This window comes from Sulfitobacter sp. SBS6 (assembly GCF_048285585.1).
Lineage (GTDB): Bacteria > Pseudomonadota > Alphaproteobacteria > Rhodobacterales > Rhodobacteraceae > Sulfitobacter > Sulfitobacter pontiacus.
On record NZ_JBLWBA010000006.1, the window covers coordinates 710,210 to 730,537 of the forward strand.

Genomic DNA, 20,328 nt, shown 5'->3' on the forward strand with positions numbered 1-20,328 from the left:
CACCAGCGTGTTACGCCCGTGGGGGCATTTGCGTATTCAACGCGGGCATCCTATCTGAGGGGCACCGCAACCGATCGAAGGGGGCCATGGCCCATGTTTGAGAATCTTTCCGAACGCCTCTCCGGCGTCTTTGACCGTCTCACCAAACAGGGTGCCCTCTCGGAAGAGGATGTGAAAACCGCCCTGCGCGAAGTCCGCGTCGCCCTGCTCGAGGCCGATGTTTCCCTGCCCGTCGCGCGTGATTTCGTCAAAGCGGTGCAGGACAAGGCCACCGGTCAGGCCGTCACCAAATCGATCACCCCCGGCCAGCAGGTCGTCAAGATCGTCCACGACGCGCTGATCGACACGCTGAAAGGCGAAGGCGAACCCGGCGCGCTGAAAATCGACAGCCCCCCCGCCCCGATCCTGATGGTCGGTCTGCAAGGCTCCGGTAAAACCACGACCACGGCCAAGCTCGCCAAACGTCTGAAAGACCGCGACGGCAAGCGCGTGCTGATGGCCTCGCTCGATGTGAACCGCCCTGCGGCGATGGAACAGCTGGCGATCCTCGGCGTGCAGATCGGCGTCGATACGCTGCCCATCGTCAAAGGCGAAAACCCCGTCCAGATTGCCAAACGCGCAAAGACGCAGGCATCGATGGGCGGCTACGACGTCTATATGCTCGACACCGCGGGCCGCCTCTCCATCGACGAAGAGCTGATGCGCCAGGTCGAAGCGGTGCGCGATGTCGCCAACCCCCGTGAAACCCTGCTGGTCGTCGATGGTCTCACCGGCCAGGACGCCGTGCAAACCGCCGAAAACTTCAACGACCGCATTGGCATCTCCGGCGTCGTGCTGACCCGCATGGACGGCGACGGCCGCGGCGGTGCTGCGCTGTCGATGCGCGCCGTCACCGGCAAACCCATCAAATTCGTCGGCCTGGGCGAAAAGATGGACGCGCTGGAAACCTTCGAACCCGACCGCATCGCGGGCCGTATCCTTGGCATGGGCGACATCGTCGCCCTGGTCGAGAAAGCGCAAGAAACCATCGAGGCTGAACAAGCCGAAAAGATGATGAAGCGCATGGCCAAAGGTCAGTTCAACATGAACGACCTGAAAATGCAGCTTGAACAGATGCTCAAGATGGGCGGCATGCAGGGCATGATGGGCATGATGCCCGGCATGGGCAAAATGGCCAAACAGGTCGAAGATGCGGGCTTTGATGACAAGATCCTCAAACGCCAGATCGCCCTGATCCAATCCATGACCAAGAAAGAGCGCGCCAACCCCGCCCTCCTGCAAGCCAGCCGCAAAAAGCGCATCGCCAAAGGCGCAGGTCTGGAAGTGTCCGAACTCAACAAGCTCATGAAAATGCACCGCCAGATGGGCGACATGATGAAAAAGATGGGCAAAATGGGCAAAGGCGGCATGCTCAAACAAGCCATGAAGGGCATGATGGGCAAAGGCGGCATGCCCGGTGGTATGGACCCGTCCCAGATGGACCCCAAAGCACTGGAAGCCGCGGCCAAACAGATGGGCGGCAAACTGCCTGGTGGTCTGGGCGGAATAGGCGGAGGTGCCGGCCTGCCCGGCGGCCTTTCCGGTTTCGGGAAAAAGAAATGATCCGCGCTTCATTTTGCCAGATAAACTCCTGCCGGAGGCGCCTGCCCGTGCAACGCGCCCTCCCCTTAGCCGTGAAAGGAGCCGCCGCATGACCGATCCTGTCACCCGCGCCGCCGAGGTTCTGAAAGAACACCGCGCCTCCATCGACCGTCTGGACGCGATCCTAGTCTATACTCTGGGCGAGCGGTTCAAACACACGCAGGCTGTGGGGAAACTCAAAGCCGAACACGACCTTCCCCCCTCTGATCCGGACCGCGAAGCGAACCAGATCAAGCGGCTCGAAGATTTGGCGAAAGAGGCTGACCTCGATCCCGAATTCGCCAAGAAGTTTCTGAACTTCATCATCGCTGAAGTCATTCAGCACCACAAACAACACCAATCATAGGTCCGGGCGCGTCCCTGACCCCAGTCTCAACTAAAGGAAACTACCTATGTCCATGAAAATTCGTCTCGCCCGTGGCGGTTCCAAAAAGCGCCCCTTCTACCGCATCGTTGCAGCGGACAGCCGCATGCCACGTGACGGCCGCTTCATTGAAAAGCTGGGCACCTACAACCCGCTGCTGGCAAAAGACAGCGAAGAGCGCGTGAAAATGGACGTCGAGCGCGTTCAATACTGGATCAGCCAGGGCGCGCAGCCAACCGACCGTGTTGCACGCATGCTGGAAGCCGCTGGCGTGAAAGAGAAAACCGAGCGGAACAACCCCAAGAAGGGTACCCCCGGCAAGAAAGCGCAAGAGCGCGTTGAAGAGAAAGCAGCCAAGGCCGCCGCTGCTGCCGAAGCCGCTGCTGCACCTGCAGAAGACGCCGCCGAAGAATAATCGGCACATCCCCCGGCGCGGTTCCTGCCGCGCCGGGGATTTCAGGTATATCCGACAGCCCGCATCTTTGCGCGTGCAGCCTGTCCGATGTACGTGGTACACGAAATGACACGTCCCGCCGCAGCGGCCCGCTCTCATCGGTCCCCTGCGCCCCGCCCCTGGACCAGATTGGAAGCTGACAATGTTTCGTCTTTTGCGCCTTCTTCTCATCCTCGGTATCGGTGTCGCCATCGGCATCTGGTTCGAACGCACCCTGATGAAATCGGAATGCCGCGCGGGCGAGGGTCAGTGGACCGGTACAATTTGCTTAAACTCGGAGCTTTTGCAGTGAGCGATAAAATTTCGGTGGGCGCGATCTCTGGCGCATATGGTGTCCGTGGGGAACTGCGGATCAAAAGCTACTGCGCGGTGCCCGAAGATATCGAAAGCTACAGCCCGCTCTCGAGCGAGGATGGCACGCGCAGCTTCAACCTCGCGCTGGTGCGTCCGGTCAAAAACGGCTTTGTCGCGCGCATCACCGATGTCACCTCTAAAGAAGAGGCCGACGCCCTGCGCGGCACCGTGCTGTTTGCGCAGCGCGACCAGCTGCCGTCGCTGCCCGACGATGAATTCTACCACACCGACCTGATCGGGCTAGAGGTCTATGACACCGGCGGCACGCTGATCGGCAAGGTCAAGACCGTCCAGAACCACGGCGCTGACGATCTGCTGGAAACGCAGCTTGCGGGCAGCGCGCAGACCGTGTTCCTGCCCTTTACCAAGGCGGCGGTGCCCACGGTCGATCTGGCCACAGGCCGCATCATCGCCGACCCGCCCGAGGGCATCCTGCCTGATGCAAAAGACGTCTAAGCCCGTACGAAAGGCCCGCATGACACAGTCCGCGATCACATGAGCACCCCTTCACGCTCCCACGGGCGGCAATCTGTCCGTCCGACGTTCAAGCCGCGCGAGCTGATGCAGGACACGCCCGATTACGCCGGCGTCTGGCGGGCCGAGATCGTGACCCTTTTCCCCGAACTGTTCCCCGGTGTGCTGGGGGCCAGCCTGACGGGCCGCGCCCTGCAAGAAGGCACATGGCAGCTTCGCACCCATGATCTGCGCGGCTACGGCGTAGGCAAACACCGAAATGTTGACGACACCCCCGCGGGCGGCGGCGCAGGTATGGTCATGCGCGCCGATGTCGTCGGCCCCGCGATCGAGGATGCGATGGCCGGTGCCGCCGGACGCTGGCCGATCCTTTATATGTCTCCGCGCGGGCGGCGATTTGATCAGGCGATGGCGCAGGATCTGGCCACCTGCTCCGGCGTGACCATCCTTTGTGGCCGTTTCGAAGGCGTCGACGAGCGGGTGATCGACCATTACGGCATCACCGAAGTCTCCCTTGGCGATTTTGTCATGACCGGCGGAGAGTTGGCCGCGCAAGCCATGATCGACGCCACCGTGCGGCTCTTGCCCGGTGTCTTGGGCAATGCCGACAGCGTGGTCGAGGAAAGCCATTCCTCTGGCCTGCTGGAACACCCGCAATACACCCGCCCCGCCGAATGGAAAGACCGCCCCATTCCGCCGGTTCTCATGTCCGGCAACCATGGCGAAATCGCCAAATGGCGGCAGGCCCAGTCAGAAACCCTGACAGAACAACGACGCCCCGACATGTGGGCGACATATACGTCCAAGAAGTGACCCCCACGGAAGGCAGACCATGACAGACCTGACCCGCACCCTTGATCACGCCCGCATTGATGAGCTGCCGAACCCCTATTTCGGCAAGGTGCGTGACTGCTATGACCTGCCCGACGACCGGCGCATCCTGATTTCCTCTGACCGTATTTCAGCCTTTGACCGTATCCTCACCTCCATCCCGTTCAAGGGTCAGGTGTTGACCCAGACCGCGCGGTTCTGGTTCGACAACACCTCCGACATCTGCCCCAACCACGTGCTCGACTACCCCGACCCCAATGTGGTGATCGGCAAGCATCTGACCATCCTGCCCGTAGAGATCGTCGTGCGCGGCTATCTTGCCGGCTCCACAGGGACATCGGTGCTGACGCTATACAAGAAAGGTGAACGGGAGATGTACGGCCACCGCTTCCCCGATGGCCTATGCGACAATCAGGCGCTGCCCGCGCCGATCATCACCCCCACCTCCAAGGAATTCGACGGCGGACACGATGCTCCGCTAACCGCCCAAGAGATCGTGGACCAAGGGCTGCTGACCCAGGCGCAATGGGACCAGATCAGCGACATCGCCCTGAAACTCTTTGCCCGCGGTCAGGAAATGGCGGCGAAAAACGGGCTGATCCTCGTGGACACAAAATATGAATTCGGCACTGATGCGCAGGGCAATATCCTGCTGGCCGATGAAATCCACACCCCCGACAGCTCGCGGTTCTGGCTCGCCGAAGGCTATGACGCCGCGCTGGAAAACGGCACACGCCCGCCGTCCTTCGACAAGGATGTGATCCGGTCTTGGGTCGATGCCCGCTGCGACCCCTATCACGATGACATCCCCGAAATCCCCGCCGACCTGATCGCCGCCGCCTCGCAAGTCTATATCGACGCGTTCGAGGCGATTACCGGCCAACGTTTCGTCCCCGATCTGGAGGGCGACACCGTGCTGGACCGCGTGCGGCACAATCTGCGCCCCTATTTCACCGGCTGAAAACATGCGCGTGTACGGGTGATACGCTCTTGATCTGAAGGGGCATCCCGCCTATACGACGCGCAAGTCTGGAATCGCGCACGTGCGCCTCCAGTCTTTTCTGCATCCGCAGATGACAAGCAAAGATGACCCTACCTTCGATGGGACGCCACGGCGGGCCCGCCAGACAGACCGAAGCTATTGGATCGCACAAAACTTCGTGGACTAACCGCGAGCATTCATAGGAGACGATCAGATGAACCTGATTGCACAGATCGAGGCGGAACAAATCGCCGAACTGGGGAAAGAAATCCCAGACTTCCGCGCCGGTGACACCATCCGCGTGGGCTTTAAAGTGACCGAAGGTACACGTACCCGCGTTCAGAACTACGAAGGCGTCTGCATTGCACGCAACAACGGCCACGGCATTGCCGGTTCGTTCACCGTGCGCAAGATTTCCTTTGGTGAAGGCGTAGAGCGCGTATTCCCGCTGCACTCCACCAACATCGAAAGCATCACCGTTGTCCGTCGTGGCCGTGTGCGTCGTGCGAAACTGTACTACCTGCGCTCGCGTCGTGGTAAGTCGGCACGTATCGTTGAAAACGTACACTACAAGCCAAAATCTGGCGCGAACGCGTAAGGAGAGCTGTCATGAAAGCCGATACACACCCCGATTACCACACCATCAACGTCAAAATGACAGATGGCACCGTTGTGGAAATGAAATCGACCTACGGCAAAGAAGGCGACCAACTGGCGCTGGATATTGACCCCTCTGTGCACCCTGCATGGAACGGCGGCACATCCCGCCTGATGGATACCGGCGGCCGCGTGTCCAAGTTCAAAAACAAATACGCAGGTCTGGGCTTCTAAACCCTTTCCATTGCGGAATTCAGAAATGGCGTGCCCTCGCGGGCGCGCCATTTTTCGTTTCACGACTGTGACTTAGCCCGAGGCGCGACATCGCGTCTTTGCCCAAGGGTCAGGTCACATTTTACGGAACAAAGCGGCGGCTGTTTAGGTTTTAGAAAGCAACTACGGCCCATAGTCTTCTCAGCCCTCCACGAAAGGTTCGCTGATGCCCGCTTTCCCGCTCTCTACCCCACCCCGACCGCCTCGCGGTGCCAACAGCAGCAAGGCCCCGCGCGCGCAGGCTGATCCCGCCCCCCTCCCGGCCGAGGATTTGACCGCAGCCCGTGATCTGGTCGCCCGTGGCAGCTATGCGCAGGCGCTGGTGCTTGCAGGCGCGCTGGAACGTCTGCACGGTCCTCATGATGCGCTGACCCAGATCGCCGCCGATTGCCGCGCCCATCTGGCTGTGCCCCAGGATACCGCCGTCGCGATCGACACCGGCGGCATGGGCGCGCACACCCCGCCGCTGCGCCAATCGGGCTAGCGGGCACTGCCCCTGCGCGGCGCGTTCCTGCGGGTGAATTTCGCAACAATAACCACAATCTAGAGCCACAAACGCTTTCAAAAGCGCCATCGCTGCCATATGGTTTTTCCCAATGTGACCCCGATAAAAACGGGGAGTGAAAGGGACAAAAGGCAATGGCGCATATCATCGTCGTCGGGAATGAAAAAGGCGGGGCGGGGAAATCCACCGTTTCGATGCATGTGGCGACAGCCCTTGCGCGGATGGGGCATAAGACCAGCGTGCTGGATCTGGATCTGCGCCAGCGCACCTTCGGGCGCTATGTCGACAACCGTAAATCCTTCCTCGCCAGTGCCGAGCTCGACCTCCCCTCGCCCGAGATGCACGAATTGCCAGAGATCGAGGCAAGCAGCCTGCAGCCCGGCGAAAACATCTACGACCATCGCCTCAGCGCCGCCGTGGCAGAGCTTGAACCGACGTCCGATTTCATCTTGATCGACTGCCCGGGGTCCCACACCCGTCTCAGCCAGGTGGCGCATTCGCTGGCCGACACGCTGATCACGCCGCTGAACGACAGCTTTATCGATTTCGACCTGCTGGCGCGCACCGACGCTATGGGCGACAAGATCACCGGCCCCTCCGTCTATTCCGAAATGGTCTGGAACGCGCGGCAGCTGCGGGCTCAGGCGGGCCTTGCCCCGATCGACTGGATCGTCGTGCGCAACCGCATGGGCGCGCAGCGCATGGTGAACAAGGACAAGATGGAACGCGCCATCGCCAACCTGAGCAAACGCATTGGGTTCCGTATTGCCCCCGGTTTTAACGAACGCGTCATCTTCCGCGAACTCTTCCCCCGTGGCCTGACCCTGCTCGACCTCAAGGATATCGGCGTCAAGCAGCTGAACATCTCGAATGTCGCGGCACGGCAAGAGCTGCGCGACCTGATGAAAGCGCTGGACCTACCCGGCGTCGACATCAACTTTTGAACCTGCGCGCGGGGGCATGTGCCCCCCCGTCGCCCTCCGGCCCGCCGTCAGCCCGCGCTGCCCTGTCCCGCCGCCAGCTTGACCAGCAACCGCTTCAGCGTCTCCCGCTCCGCCGCCGTTAAATCCGCAGTCAGACGCGCGTCATAGGCCTTTGCCACCTCGTAAAGATGCTCATAGGCCGCGCGACCCTGTGTCGTCAGGGACAGCATCTCGGTCCGTCGGTCGTGATCCCCGCGCAGCCGCGTCACAAATCGTCGCTCTGTCAGCTTTTGCACCGCACGGCTGATCTTGGTCTTATGCATATTCGCCCGCTGCCCGATATCGCTGGCCGTCATCTCGCCATAAAGCCCCAGATGAAACAGCACCCGCCACTCGGTCCGCAGCATCCCGTAGCGATCTTTATAGGTGCGCTGAAACGCCAGACTGCTCGCTTCCGCTGCCTGGTTTAGAAGGTAGGGCAGAAAATGGGTCAGCTCGAAATTCTGGTCTGGCATCAGGGCAATCGCTTGTTAGTTACACAAAGGACTATTACCAACGAAGCAGATTTTGCAAGGTAGCTTTCCCGCACCCGCAGCGACACGCAAGGAACACCGATGACATTGCTGACCTCTTGGGTTGAAAGCGCGAACAGCGCCGACACCGACTTCCCGCTCAACAACCTGCCGTACGGTGTGTTTTCCACCGACACGCTCGAACCGCGCTGTGGCGTGGCGATCGGGGATATGGTGCTCGACATGGCCGCGGTAGAGGCCGAAGACCTGATCTTGCTCCACTTCGATCCTGTCTTCGATGTGCCCTATTGGAATGACGTCATGGATCTGGGCCCCGACGCATGGGCCACCCTGCGCGACCGCCTGACCGACCTGCTGGCAACCGGCAGCCCCGACCAGGCCAAGGTCGCCCCGCATCTTGTCCCCATGGCTGACATCCGCCTGCACATGCCGATTGTCGTCTCGGAATACACCGATTTCTACGCGGGCCGGCATCATGCCACCAACGTCGGCACCATGTTTCGGGGCGCGGAAAACGCGCTGCCCCCGAACTGGCTGCATATGCCCATCGGCTATAACGGCCGCGCCTCGACCGTTGTGGTCTCCGGCACTGACATCCGGCGGCCCAACGGGCAAATCAAACCGGCGGACGCCGAGACCCCGTATTTCGGCCCCAGCCAGCGCCTTGATATCGAGCTCGAGATGGGGGCCATCGTCGGCACCTCCACCGATATGGGCGACACCCCCAGCGTGGCCGAAGCGGACGAGATGATCTTTGGCTATGTGCTGCTGAACGATTGGTCCGCGCGCGACATTCAGGCGTGGGAGTATCAACCGCTCGGGCCGTTTCAGGCCAAGGCCTTCGCCACCAGCATCTCTCCGTGGATCGTGACGAAAGCGGCGCTTGAGCCCTTCCGCGCCTCCACGCCCGAGCGCGAGGTTGATCTGCTGCCCTATCTGGCAGAGCCGAAACCGATGCTATATGACATTGACCTCTCCGTGATCATCCAGCCCGATGGCGGCGAACAACAGGTCATCGCGCGTACCAACTACAACACGATGTATTATTCCGCCCCGCAACAACTGGCGCATCACGCGGCGTCGGGCTGCGCGATGAACGCGGGCGATCTGCTCGGCTCCGGCACCATATCCGGCCCCGACAAAGATGCCCGCGGCAGCCTGCTCGAACTCAGCTGGGGCGGCGCGGAGCCGATCGCGCTGAACGATGGCACCACCCGCAGCTTTGTGCAGGACGGGGATACGATGATCCTGACCGGCCACGCCGCAGGCGACGGGTATCGCATCGGCTTCGGGGCCTGTGCCGGTACGATCCTGCCTGCGAAACCCACGCCATAACCGCGCTTCATTTTGCCAAATAAACTCCCGCCGGAGGCGCCCAACAGCGCGCCACCGATCGCGCGTCTGATCCTGAACCGGATCGGGCGCGCATTGCGTTTGGCGCAAACTCCGGTGACCGCCGCTGCTGTGGGTTGACGCACCGCCGCGCAATGCTTGAAACTCTGTGATACATGCTAGTTACATTTCTAGCCAATAAACGCAGCAAAGCTGCATCACCGCAAAGCATCCAGCGCCTGTGCTTGTGCTTCGTATCCGCCGCCCGAACCACAGGGGCAGCACCCGACCAGAGAGGAAGATCATGACGTTCTTAACCCGTACCGGCACCCCCTTACCCGCCGCCATCCACGCCTCTGCCGAAGCTGCCAAACGCGATCCGGTCAACCGACGCGAATTTCTGGCTCTCGCCAGCGCCTTTGGGGCCACGGCGACAACCGCCTATGCGATGATCGGCATGGCAGCGCCCGCACATGCGGCCGCGCATAAATCCGGCGGCACCGTACGGATGCAGATGGAGGTCCGCGCGTTGAAAGACCCGCGCACCTACGACTGGTCGCAGATCGCCAACATCACCCGCGGCTGGCTTGAATATCTCGCGATCTGGGAGAATGACGGCACATTCACCCCCGCATTGCTCGAAAGCTGGGAGATCAACGAAGACGCCACCGAATATGTGCTGAACGTGCGCAAAGGTGTCACGTGGAACGATGGCACGCCCTTCACCGCCAACGATGTGGCGCGCAACATCACGGGCTGGTGCGATAAATCGGTCGAGGGCAACTCGATGGCCGGGCGCTTTGCCACGCTGATCGACGAGGACTCCGGTCAGGCGATCGAAGGCGCGATCACCGTGGTGGATGACCATACGGTCAAGCTGTCGCTGCCCCGCCCCGACATCACCCTGATCCCCGGCATGGCCGATTATCCCGCGGCCATCGTCCCCGAAGGGTTTGATCCGGAAACCATGCTCGACAACCCTGTCGGCACCGGTGCCTACCTGCCCGAATCTCTCGAAGTCGGGATCAAGGCCGTGTTGGTCAAGAACCCCGACCACACGTGGTGGGGCACCGAGGTCTACGGCGGGCCCTATATCGACCGGCTGGAATACATCGACTACGGCACTGACCCTTCGGCCTTTGTCGCCGCCGCCGAAGCAGAAGAGATCGACGCCACCTATTCCATCGAGGGTGAATTCATCGACGTGTTCAGCACGCTGGACGGCTGGAACCAGAACGAAATCGCCACGGGTGCAACCATCGTGATCCGCCCCAACCAACTGGCCGAGGTGGACGGCAAGACACCCTATGCCGACGCGCGTGTCCGCCGGGCGCTGGCTATGGCGGTCGATAACGCCGTGCTGCTTGAACTGGGTTATGCCGGTCGCGGGCTGGTGGCCGAAAACCACCACGTCGGCCCGATGCACCCCGAATATGCCGAGCTCCCCCCGCGCGAGGCGGACCCCGAAGGTGCCCGCGCCCTGATGGAAGAAGCCGGCATGGCCGACTACGAGCATGAGCTGTTTTCCATCGACGACGCATGGCGCAAGGACACCACAGATGCGGTCGCCGCACAGTTGCGCGACGCTGGCATCAAGGTGAAACGCACGATCCTGCCGGGGTCGACCTTCTGGAACGACTGGACGAAATACCCCTTCTCCTCGACCAACTGGAACGCGCGTCCGCTGGGTGTGCAGATCTGGGCGCTGGCCTATCGCTCGGGCGAGGCATGGAACGAATTTGGCTGGTCCAACCCCGAATTCGACGCCCTCCTGACCGAGGCCCTGTCGGTCGCCGATGTCGAAAAACGTCGCGCTCTGATGGCCAAGGGCGAAGCGCTGATCCAGAACGAAGGCGTCACGATCCAGCCTTACTGGCGCTCGCTTTATAACCACACCCGCGAAGGGCTGGTCGGGGCCGGACACCACATCGGCTTTGAATACCACCCTGCGCGGATGGCCTGGACGTCGTAAACACCCGTTTGCCATTCCCGAAATGAAAGGGCCGCGTCAGACGCGGCCCTTTTTTCATGTCACATCGCTGTGCCCCGTCAGGGCAGCAGGAACAGCGTGATCGCAGGGAACATCACCAGAATGATCACCCGCACGATGTCGGAGCCGACAAAATACATCACGGCCTTATAGGTCTCTGTCATCGGGGTTTCACGGTCCATCGAGTTGATGATGAACAGGTTCATCCCCACCGGCGGCGTGATCAGACCGACCTCGACTACGATCAGCACAAGGATGCCGAACCAGATCGCCAGATGCTCTGTGCTCATCCCGAAATCCATCGCCGAGATGACGGGGAAAAAGATCGGCACCGTCAGCAGGATCATCGACAGGCTGTCCATCAGGCAGCCGAAAATGAGGTAGAAGACAAGGATCACGACCAGCACGAACCACGGGCTATAGCCCTGCCCCACGACCCAATCAGCCATGAATTGCGGCACGCCCGACAGGGCCAGAAAGCCGTTATAGAACCCTGCCCCCAGCACGATGAAAAAGATCATCCCCGTGGTTTTGGCCGTGCCCATCAGGCTTTCGCGCAAGACCGTCCAGTTCAGACTGCCCGCCAGCAACGCCGCCAGACCAGTGCCCGCAGCGCCCACAGCAGCGCCTTCGGTTGGGGTGAACCACCCCAGATAGATGCCGCCCACGACGACGAAAAAGATCACCAGCACCGGCCATGTATTCGCCAGCGCCTTGAAGCGGTCCCCCATGGGCACCGCAGGGCGCACGCCCGCGGATTTGGGGTTCAGACGCACGTAGATCGAGATCGTGATGACATAGCCGATGGCCGCCAGCACACCGGGCAGGAAGGCCGCCAGAAACAGCTTGGCGATATTCTGTTCTGTCAGGATCGCATAGATCACCAGAATGACCGACGGCGGGATCAGGATGCCCAATGTCCCCCCCGCGGCCAGTGTCGCGGTGGAAAACCCGCCGGAATAGCCATAGCGGCGCAGTTCGGGCAGCGCGACCTTCGACATGGTCGCCGCTGTCGCCAGCGAGCTGCCGCAGATCGCGCCAAAGCCCGCGCAGGCCCCCACGGCCGCCATCGCCACACCGCCGCGACGATGGCCCAGAAAGCTTTCTGCCGCTTTGAACAGGGCTTGGCTCATCCCCGATAGGGTCGCGAATTGGCCCATCAACAGGAACATGGGAATGATGCTCAGCGAATAGCTGGAAAACGTCGTGTAGGTCTCGGACTTGAGCTTTGACAGCAGCGGCGTGGGGTTGCCCCCCATCGCCAGATACCAGCCGCCAAACCCGCACAGCAGCATCGCCAGCCCGATAGGGGCGCGCAGAAAGATCATCAGCAGCAGCACCGGAAAGGACCAGAAGCCCAGTTCTAGGTTGGTCATCTTAATGTGCCCCTTGTTCGCTGGGAAGAATATCGGTGCCGCGGATCGCCTCTATCACGCGGATCACGGCGCAATAGACGGACACAACGCTGGCAATCACGCCGGACGCAAAGCTGGCGGCATAGGCCCACCACACCGGAAATTGCAGGAACAATGTCGTCTCGCCATTGCCAAGATAGCGTTGCATCCCCTCGTAGAGACGCCAGATGATCAGCACGATCACCGCGGCTAGAACGACTTCCCAAAAGGCCATGATCCAGCGGTTCACCCGCGCCGGCAGGAAAGAGGTAAATACATCCACCGTGGCATGGGCGCCATAATACTGGCAGATCGGCAGGAACGAGAAGATGGCGAAGGCAACCCCCGCCTCCAGCAATTCGTAATTGCCGTTGATCTCGCCGATGCCCATGTCAATCAACCCCTGTGACAGGCCGGTCAGCTTCTCCTGAAAGAAGGGGCTATGCAGCATCTTGTTGACCGTGCGCCCGATGATAGAGGCCGTGGTCATCAGCACCAGTGCCATCAGCACCAGCCCTCCGATCACGGCGGTAAAGCGGGCAAGAAAATATATCAGCCGACGCATGGTTCTCTCAATCTTGTCTAGGTATTTTGGGGTGTATCAAGCAATCAGGCCCGCGGCGCAGGGATGCACCGCGGGCCTGCTATCGTCGTCAGGAATTATTTGCCGTAGGCATCCATCAATTCACGCGCCTCATTGATCAGCGCCTGACCGTCGATGCCCTTGCTGTCCATATCGGCAATCCAGCTGTCATAGATCGGCTGCGACGCATCGCGCCAGACCTGGGTCTCTTCTTCGTTCAGCTCGACAATGTTGTTGCCCAGATCAACCGCGACCTGACGCGCAGGGCCATCGGCATCCGCCTGCGTGCCCCCCGCAAAGACCGAGAATTCCAGACCGGAGTTTTCATCCAGAACCTTCTTCAGCTCATCCGACAATCCATCATAGCGGTCTTTGTTCATCGCCAGCACGAAGGTCAGCGTATAAAGTGCGGCACCGTCAAATTCGGTGTGGTTCTTCACCAGTTCCGGCACTTTCAACGATGGCGTCACTTCCCACGGGATCGTGGTGCCGTCGATCACGCCCTTGGACAGACCTTCGGGAATCGCCGGAACCGGCATGCCCACTGGCGTCGCGCCGGTAATTTCCAGCAGCTGGTTCACCAGACGCGATCCGCCGCGAATCTTCAGACCCTGCATATCGTCGGGCGACCGCACCTCGGTGTTGGTGTGCAGCATGCCGGGGCCGTGAACCCATGTGCCCAGAATATGTACGTCCTTGAACTCGGTGTCTTTCATGTGCTTTTCGAACATCTGCCAATAGGCAGAGCTCGCCGCGCGGGCGTCGGTGACCATAAAGGGCAGCTCGAACACTTCGGTCGTGGGATAGCGGCCGGGGGTATAGCCCACCACCGTCCAGACGATATCGGCCACACCGTCAATCGCCTGGTCCATCAGCTCCGGTGGCTTCCCGCCAAGCTGCATGGAGGGGTAGCGTTCAATCTTGATCTTGTTGTCGCTGGCGGCTTCGACCTTATCGGCCCAGACATCCAGAATAAGTTTGGGCACATTGGCCTGTGGCGGCAGGAACTGGTGCATGCGCAGGGTGACCTCTTGCGCCATCGCGCCGGTCGCGCTCATGCCAACGGCAAGGGCCGCACCCGCGATCCCCATCAGGGTTCTTCTCATCATCATTCTAATCTCCCGTGTTCAGTCAAAACGGACCGCTCTGTTGCCGAGCAGTTCCGAGCCTTTAGCTGAGTGACACTCTGACACCAGCGACAGGGGATTATCAATCACCTCCGGTACAAGCAGATGAAAAACACGCAGCTCGGGAACACGACACACGACGGGCCATGCTGAACAACAGCTAACCTACAAAAGTCATATCTGTGCGGGGGGGGGGAGATGGTGGCGTTACCTGGATTTGAACCAGGGACCTAACGATTATGAGTCGTTCGCTCTAACCAACTGAGCTATAACGCCATCGGCGCTCCGAGTATGACAGGCTTCGGCCCCCGTCAAGAGCCAAAGCCAATCTTATTTGATTATTCGCCCTCGCGCACCGTATCAATCATGCGCTGCACGTTGTCAGGGTCGGCATCCGGCGTGATCCCGTGACCAAGGTTAAAGATATGCGGGCCCTTGGAAAAGGCTTTGACGATCTGGCGCGTCTCATCTACCAGCGCCTGCCCGCCGGTAACCATATGGGTCGATGCAAGGTTGCCCTGCACGCAACCGTCCACCTGCACATGTTTGGCCGCCCAATCCGCCGAGACGGAATTATCCAGCGCCACACAATCCACCCCCGTCGCCTTGGCGAACCCGATGTATTTATCGCCGGCCTCGCGCGGGAAACCGATGATCGGAATACCGGGATGGCGCTTCTTCAGCTCTTGCGTGATCTCGCGTGCAGGGGCCAGCGCGTATTTCTCGAAAGCATCGCCCGGCAGCGACCCCGCCCAGCTGTCAAAGATCTTCATCACCTCGGCACCTGCGTCAATTTGCGCAGACATATATTCGATGGTTGCCTTGGTAATCAGGTCCAACAGCTTCTCGAACAGGGCGTTATCCTGGGTGCGCAGCAGATGCGCAGGCCCCTGATCCTTGGTCCCCTGCCCCGCGATCATATAGGTCGCCACAGTCCAGGGCGCACCGGCAAAGCCGATCAACGTCGTCTCGCGCGGCAGTTCACCGGCAAGGTTGCGCACCGTCTGATAGATCGGGTTCAACGTCTCGTGGATATCGCCCACGGGCCGCAGCTGGTCAAAATCCGCCTGTGTGGTGACCGTGGACAGGCGCGGCCCTTCGCCGGTGACAAACCACAGATCAGCGCCAAGTGCCTGCGGTACAAGCAAAATATCCGCAAAGAGGATCGCCGCATCAAACCCGTAACGACGGATCGGCTGCAAGGTGACCTCGGTCGCCAGCTCGGGGTTGTAGCACAAAGACAGGAAATCCCCCGCCTGCGCCCGCGTCGCCTTATACTCGGGCAGATAGCGTCCGGCCTGCCGCATCATCCAGATCGGCGGCACCGGCAGCGTCTCTCCGGCCAATGAACGCAGAATGGTTTTGCTTTGCGTGTCGGTCTGCGGCATCGGGTATTCCTACTCTTCAATGGTTTTGTCTTAGGTCAAGATGTAGCGCCGCGATGTCAAGGCAATGGCACCGCTTGTCAGATCAAATCCACACCCCTAAAGAAGAGCCATGACTGTGAACCTGCCCACCCCCGAAAACCCCATGCGCATCGGCACCCGCGGCTCGCCACTGGCGATGGCCCAGGCCTGTGAAACCCGCGCCCGTCTGGCCGCCGCGTTTGAGATCCCACAGGCGGCGTTTGAAATCGTCGTGATCAAAGTCACCGGCGATGTCATTCAGGATCGCCCGCTCAAGGACATCGGCGGCAAGGGCCTGTTCACCCGCGAAATCGAAGAAGACCTGCTGGCGGGCAAAATCGACATCGCCGTGCATTCGATGAAAGACATGCCCACGATCCAGCCGGGGGGCCTGCTGCTTGATACCTACCTGCCGCGCGAAGACCCGCGCGACGCCTTTGTCGCGCCCACCCTCTCGGCGCTGGACCAACTGGCCGAAGGCGCGGTCGTCGGCACCTCCAGCCTGCGCCGCCGTGCGCAGCTGCTGCACCAGCGTCCCGACCTGCAGGTCGTCGAATTCCGCGGCAATGTGCAGACGCGGCTGAAAAAGCTCGCCGATGGTGTGGCCGAATGTACCTTCCTCGCCGTGGCCGGTCTGAACCGTTTGGGCATGCAACACGTCCCCGCCACGCCGATCGACGATACGCTGATGCTGCCCGCGGTCGCGCAAGGGGCCATTGGCATCGAACGCCGCGCCGGTGACCTTGATACCGAAGCCATGCTCGCCGCGATCCATGACACCCCCACGGGCCAACGTCTGGCCGCCGAACGCGCCTTTCTGCTCACGCTTGACGGATCCTGCGAGACACCGATCGCCGGGCTGGCCACGCTGGACGGCGACACGCTCCACCTGCGCGGCCAGGTCCTGCGCCCCGACGGGTCAGAGGCGATTGCCGGCGACCGCAGCGGCCCTATTGCGCAAGGCGGTCAGATGGGCGTCGATCTGGCGCAGGACCTGCTGGCCCAGGCAGGCCCCGGCTTCTTCGACTGGCACGTCAAAGGATAACATCCAAAATAAATTCGCGCTCTGTTTGAAACTAAGCGCAGCATGGCCCCGTTGCTTCGGCATGATCAACAAATGATCACGATATAAACCGAGGAGAACACCATGACTTTCGCTAAAAAGATGATGACCGCAACCGCAGCTCTGGCCCTGACTGCTGGTGCGGCTTTCGCCGACGAGATGAAGAACCCCATGGTCGGTGGTGCTGAAATGTTCGCCGACAAGAACATCGTTGAAAACGCCGTGAACTCTGCCGACCACACCACATTGGTTGCTGCTGTGAAAGCTGCCGGTCTGGTTGATACCCTCGCAGGCGAAGGCCCCTTCACCGTGTTCGCCCCCACCAACGCCGGTTTCGACCGTCTTGAGCCAGGCACCGTCGAAATGCTGGTCAAGCCAGAGAACAAAGAGCGTCTGACCGAAATCCTGACCTGCCACGTGGTCGGCAAGGCCGTGATGTCCGACGCGCTTCAGGGCATGATCAAGGACGACGGCGGTGAGCACCCCGTGCCGACACTGGGCGGCTGCACGCTGCAAGCCTCCTACGCCGATGATGGCCGCATGAAGCTGGTGGATGAAAACGGCAACGCGGCCTTCGTAGAGATCGCAGACGTCAAACAGTCCAACGGTGTGATCCACGTTATCAACGGCGTGATGCTGCCAAAGCAATAAGCTGATACCGGTTTAGACGAAAAGGCCCCCGACCTGCACGGTCGGGGGCCTTTTTCATTCCAAATGGCAGCTATCCCGGGGGAGCCCGCAGGGCGGGGGCTGGCCCCCTAGATCCACTTCGCCAAAGGCGGCAGGCTCATGAGAACCGCATTGGCGTCATGGCCGGTCTCCAGCCCGAATTTCGTACCGCGGTCATAGACAAGGTTATATTCCGCATAAAGCCCGCGATGCACCAACTGCGCTTCCTTGTCTGCCTCTGACCAGTCTTGCGTGATCCGCTTTTGCACCAGCGGCAGATAGGCGGGCAGGAAGGCGCGGCCGATATCCTGCGTCAGGGCAAAATCCGCCTCCCAATCGCCTGTCGCGTGATCATCCATAAAGATCCCGCCGACCCCGCGCGCGCGGTGACGGTGCGGGATATAGAAATATTCATCCGCCCAGGCCTTCAGCCGCGGGTACAGATCGCCGCCATGAGGGTCCAGATGCGCCTTTTGCACAGCGTGGAAATGCGCGGTGTCTTCGTCATATTCGATGCAGGGGTTCAGATCGGACCCGCCGCCGAACCAGCTGGCATGAGGCGTCCAGAACATGCGGGTGTTCATATGGACCGCCGGGGCATGGGGGTTCTGCATATGCGCGACCAGACTGATGCCCGACGCCCAGAACCGCGGGTCTTCGGCCATGCCGGGGATGCCCTTGCGCGCCGCCATCGCGACCTGCGCGCGCTCTCCCAGGGTGCCGAACACCGTAGAGACGTTGACGCCGACCTTTTCGAACACACGCCCGCCGCGCATCACGCTCATCAGACCGCCGCCCGCGTCACTGCCGTCGTCGCTGCTGCGTTTGGTCGGGGTCACCTCGAACGTGCCGGGCGCGGCATCAGACAGCGGGCCCTCGGCGTGGTCACGCTCCAGCGTCTCGAATGCCTCCACGATCTGGTCGCGCAGGCTGCGGAACCACTCAGCGGCGCGGGTCTTCTCCGCCTCGAAATCAACGGTCATGCGCAAAGCCTTTCGTTACTGCGTATTCTAGTGTGCCGGCGCGTCCACGGCGTCCAACAAGGACCGCCCCCCGTCCACGACGATCACTTCGCCTGTCAGGAAACTGGAGCTGTCGGCGGCAAGATACTGGATCGTGTCGGCCAGCTCTGACGGCGAAGCGATGCGCCCCAGAGGCGTGTGGTTGCGGATGTCGTCGCGCCACTCGCGGTTCTCGGCGCAGGACGCTTTCAGCGACCCGCTCATCACCGACCCGAAGGCCACGGCGTTCACCCGGATGCGATGCGGGGCCAGCGTCAGCGCCATCGACCGCGTCATCTGCTCAAGCGCTGCTGCCGCCATGGAATAGGCCATCAACTCGGGCCGCGTGTGCCGCGAGGTGGTCGAGCTGAGGTTGACGATGCTGCCCACGCTGCCGTCTTCCTTGCCCTCGGACTGTTTGATCATGCGTTTGGCGACCTGCTGCGTCAGCTGCATCGCGGTCATCACGTTTTCCTGCCACAGGGTTTCAACGCTGGTATCATCACTGTCCAGCGCATCCGTCGGCAGGAACTGCCGCGAAGCATTGACCAACACGTCGACCTCGTCAAAAGCGTCAATGGTGGCAGAGACGAGGTTCGCAATCGTCAGCCGTTGCCGCAGATCGCCCGCGAAAAAGCGGATATTGCCGTCGTCCTTGGCATCGCCCAGCTGTTCGACCAGCGCTTTCTCGTCGATGTCGGCACACATCACATTTGCGCCCTTGTCGGCGAATTGCCGGGCAATCGCCAAACCGATGCCGTTCGCGGCCCCGGTGACGATGACGCTTTTGCCAGAGATTGAGAATGACATAAATCGTTCCTTAATCAGGCGCGGCCCGCCTATCGGCGTTTGCGCAAAGGCCGTGCCGCGTGAAACAGTTTGAACCGCGCATCGCCGCCGATTTCCTCGACATGGGCGAAACGGGTTTTCAGCTCTGCCTCATAGGGCAGATGACGGTTCGCGACCATCCACAGCTTGCCTTGCGGCGACAGGATGCGTGCTGCCGTGGCAACAAACGCCTGCCCGATCTGCGGTTCAGCCGCGCGACCGATGTGGAAGGGCGGGTTCATGATCACGCTGTCCATGCGGTGGGGCGGCTCCCAGCTTGTGGCATCCTCCCATGCAAAGGACGCGCGATCATCGGTGACATTGCGGCGCGCACATTCCAGCGCCATATGTCCCGCTTCAACAAGATAAAGGTTCTTGATGTCAGGCCGTGTCAGCGCGTGGGCCGACAAAAAGCCCCAACCGGCCCCCAGATCGGCAACCTCGGACCCGAGCTTCTCGGGCAAGGCATCCACCAGCAGCGCCGAGGCCAGATCGACACCATCGGCGGAAAAGACCCCCGGCGCGGTCCAGAACCCGCCTTCGGTCAGCTCCGGCCCCTGACGCCAGTCGGAAAAGAACTCCGCCGCCGGTTCCGAGATCCAGAACATCTTGCCGTGAGCCTTCGAGATCGGGCCCTGCACGGTCACACGGTCGCGCATCTCGCGCAGGACACTATCGGCACCGTCGGTCTTTTGCCCGTCGATCACAACGATCCCGTCGCAGACCTCGCAGGCGGCGGCAATCACGGCGCGGGCTTCGGCCTTGGCGCGTGGCAGGCAGACGATACAGGCCGCATAGCGGTCCTTGATGGTGCGCACGACATCATAACCGCGCGCGGCCCATGCGTCATAATCCGGTTTGAAATCGTGGATAATCTGCACGCGGTCTTTGTCCAGACCTGGCAAATCACTGTCACGGGGGGGCTGAAAGACGGCAATCGTCCCTTCAGCTGGCAACTCAAGACCACCGCCGTCAAGCGCCAGTTGCAGACGTGCATCAATCAC

The 20,328-nt window shown here is 61.1% G+C and carries 23 protein-coding genes and 1 tRNA gene; 15 read left to right on the forward strand and 9 right to left on the reverse strand.

All coding sequences use genetic code 11. The annotated features are described in order from the left end of the window. Positions 1–93 precede the first annotated feature (93 nt). From ffh to ACNQ62_RS12545, 11 genes are all read left to right on the forward strand, one after another. A complete protein-coding gene (ffh, locus tag ACNQ62_RS12495; protein ID WP_386175766.1) occupies positions 94–1,602 on the forward strand; it encodes a signal recognition particle protein in 1,509 nt (502 codons plus the stop codon). A gap of 88 nt (positions 1,603–1,690) precedes the next feature. Beyond that, a complete protein-coding gene (locus ACNQ62_RS12500; protein ID WP_005849985.1) occupies positions 1,691–1,987 on the forward strand; it encodes a chorismate mutase in 297 nt (98 codons plus the stop codon). Positions 1,988–2,033: 46 nt separating this feature from the next. Beyond that, positions 2,034–2,420: a 30S ribosomal protein S16 gene (gene rpsP / locus ACNQ62_RS12505; RefSeq protein ID WP_005849986.1), complete on the forward strand. Its 387-nt coding sequence runs from the start codon at positions 2,034–2,036 to the stop codon at positions 2,418–2,420. Positions 2,421–2,601: 181 nt separating this feature from the next. After that, the gene (locus ACNQ62_RS12510) at positions 2,602–2,751 is read left to right on the forward strand and encodes a hypothetical protein (protein ID WP_005849987.1); all 150 of its coding nucleotides are present in this window, start codon (positions 2,602–2,604) and stop codon (positions 2,749–2,751) included. Next, entirely contained in the window at positions 2,748–3,269 is a 522-nt protein-coding gene (gene rimM / locus ACNQ62_RS12515) for a ribosome maturation factor RimM (RefSeq protein ID WP_005849988.1), read from the forward strand. Before ACNQ62_RS12510 ends, rimM begins: the two co-directional genes overlap by 4 nt. A 39-nt stretch (positions 3,270–3,308) precedes the next feature. Next, positions 3,309–4,100 carry a tRNA (guanosine(37)-N1)-methyltransferase TrmD gene (gene trmD, locus ACNQ62_RS12520; RefSeq protein WP_037941238.1) on the forward strand — a complete coding sequence of 264 codons (792 nt, stop codon included), beginning with the start codon at positions 3,309–3,311 and terminating at the stop codon, positions 4,098–4,100. A gap of 19 nt (positions 4,101–4,119) precedes the next feature. Beyond that, positions 4,120–5,079, forward strand: coding sequence for a phosphoribosylaminoimidazolesuccinocarboxamide synthase (locus ACNQ62_RS12525; RefSeq protein WP_418094969.1), 960 nt, complete (start codon positions 4,120–4,122; stop codon positions 5,077–5,079). 235 nt (positions 5,080–5,314) lie between these two features. After that, positions 5,315–5,698, forward strand: coding sequence for a 50S ribosomal protein L19 (rplS, locus tag ACNQ62_RS12530; protein WP_005849991.1), 384 nt, complete (start codon positions 5,315–5,317; stop codon positions 5,696–5,698). Positions 5,699–5,709: 11 nt separating this feature from the next. Beyond that, entirely contained in the window at positions 5,710–5,931 is a 222-nt protein-coding gene (gene rpmE, locus ACNQ62_RS12535; protein ID WP_005849993.1) for a 50S ribosomal protein L31, read from the forward strand. A 205-nt stretch (positions 5,932–6,136) separates the two neighbouring features. Further along, the gene (locus tag ACNQ62_RS12540; protein WP_418094970.1) at positions 6,137–6,454 is read left to right on the forward strand and encodes a hypothetical protein; all 318 of its coding nucleotides are present in this window, start codon (positions 6,137–6,139) and stop codon (positions 6,452–6,454) included. 155 nt (positions 6,455–6,609) lie between these two features. Next, positions 6,610–7,419 carry a division plane positioning ATPase MipZ gene (locus ACNQ62_RS12545; protein WP_005849997.1) on the forward strand — a complete coding sequence of 270 codons (810 nt, stop codon included), beginning with the start codon at positions 6,610–6,612 and terminating at the stop codon, positions 7,417–7,419. A gap of 47 nt (positions 7,420–7,466) precedes the next feature. Here the strand turns inward: ACNQ62_RS12545 and ACNQ62_RS12550 are convergent, their stop codons facing one another. Further along, complete coding sequence (locus tag ACNQ62_RS12550) at positions 7,467–7,913, reverse strand: MarR family winged helix-turn-helix transcriptional regulator (protein ID WP_064215891.1); 447 nt, start codon at positions 7,911–7,913, stop codon at positions 7,467–7,469. Between the two features lie 99 nt (positions 7,914–8,012). Between ACNQ62_RS12550 and fahA the strand changes: the two genes are divergently transcribed. Continuing rightward, complete coding sequence (gene fahA, locus ACNQ62_RS12555; RefSeq protein ID WP_278424423.1) at positions 8,013–9,266, forward strand: fumarylacetoacetase; 1,254 nt, start codon at positions 8,013–8,015, stop codon at positions 9,264–9,266. 301 nt (positions 9,267–9,567) lie between these two features. Then, positions 9,568–11,235 carry an ABC transporter substrate-binding protein gene (locus tag ACNQ62_RS12560; RefSeq protein ID WP_418094971.1) on the forward strand — a complete coding sequence of 556 codons (1,668 nt, stop codon included), beginning with the start codon at positions 9,568–9,570 and terminating at the stop codon, positions 11,233–11,235. 77 nt (positions 11,236–11,312) lie between these two features. Here the strand turns inward: ACNQ62_RS12560 and ACNQ62_RS12565 are convergent, their stop codons facing one another. The 5 genes from ACNQ62_RS12565 to hemE all read right to left on the reverse strand — a co-directional run bounded on the left by ACNQ62_RS12565 (position 11,313) and on the right by hemE (position 15,745). After that, on the reverse strand, positions 11,313–12,629 hold the full coding sequence (locus tag ACNQ62_RS12565) for a TRAP transporter large permease (RefSeq protein ID WP_005850006.1): 1,317 nt from the start codon (positions 12,627–12,629) through the stop codon (positions 11,313–11,315). 1 nt (position 12,630) lies between these two features. Beyond that, positions 12,631–13,212 carry a TRAP transporter small permease gene (locus ACNQ62_RS12570; protein ID WP_005850008.1) on the reverse strand — a complete coding sequence of 194 codons (582 nt, stop codon included), beginning with the start codon at positions 13,210–13,212 and terminating at the stop codon, positions 12,631–12,633. Positions 13,213–13,307: 95 nt separating this feature from the next. Continuing rightward, positions 13,308–14,342: a TRAP transporter substrate-binding protein gene (locus ACNQ62_RS12575; RefSeq protein ID WP_037941222.1), complete on the reverse strand. Its 1,035-nt coding sequence runs from the start codon at positions 14,340–14,342 to the stop codon at positions 13,308–13,310. 214 nt (positions 14,343–14,556) lie between these two features. Continuing rightward, positions 14,557–14,633: transfer RNA gene (locus tag ACNQ62_RS12580), tRNA-Met, on the reverse strand. Positions 14,634–14,695: 62 nt separating this feature from the next. Beyond that, on the reverse strand, positions 14,696–15,745 hold the full coding sequence (gene hemE, locus ACNQ62_RS12585; protein ID WP_005850013.1) for a uroporphyrinogen decarboxylase: 1,050 nt from the start codon (positions 15,743–15,745) through the stop codon (positions 14,696–14,698). A gap of 109 nt (positions 15,746–15,854) precedes the next feature. On the opposite strand from hemE, the gene hemC reads away from it, so the two are divergent. Both hemC and ACNQ62_RS12595 read left to right on the forward strand, forming a co-directional pair. Further along, the gene (gene hemC / locus ACNQ62_RS12590) at positions 15,855–16,808 is read left to right on the forward strand and encodes a hydroxymethylbilane synthase (protein ID WP_418094972.1); all 954 of its coding nucleotides are present in this window, start codon (positions 15,855–15,857) and stop codon (positions 16,806–16,808) included. A gap of 102 nt (positions 16,809–16,910) precedes the next feature. Next, positions 16,911–17,477: a fasciclin domain-containing protein gene (locus tag ACNQ62_RS12595; protein ID WP_037941218.1), complete on the forward strand. Its 567-nt coding sequence runs from the start codon at positions 16,911–16,913 to the stop codon at positions 17,475–17,477. 107 nt (positions 17,478–17,584) lie between these two features. Here ACNQ62_RS12595 and hemF read toward each other — a convergent pair whose 3' ends face one another. From hemF to ACNQ62_RS12610, 3 genes are read right to left on the reverse strand one after another with little or no spacing between them, the layout of a single operon-like run. Then, on the reverse strand, positions 17,585–18,478 hold the full coding sequence (gene hemF, locus ACNQ62_RS12600) for an oxygen-dependent coproporphyrinogen oxidase (protein ID WP_184581405.1): 894 nt from the start codon (positions 18,476–18,478) through the stop codon (positions 17,585–17,587). 27 nt (positions 18,479–18,505) lie between these two features. Continuing rightward, positions 18,506–19,306, reverse strand: coding sequence for an SDR family NAD(P)-dependent oxidoreductase (locus ACNQ62_RS12605; protein ID WP_005850022.1), 801 nt, complete (start codon positions 19,304–19,306; stop codon positions 18,506–18,508). 29 nt (positions 19,307–19,335) lie between these two features. Beyond that, positions 19,336–20,328: a class I SAM-dependent methyltransferase gene (locus ACNQ62_RS12610; protein ID WP_005850024.1), complete on the reverse strand. Its 993-nt coding sequence runs from the start codon at positions 20,326–20,328 to the stop codon at positions 19,336–19,338.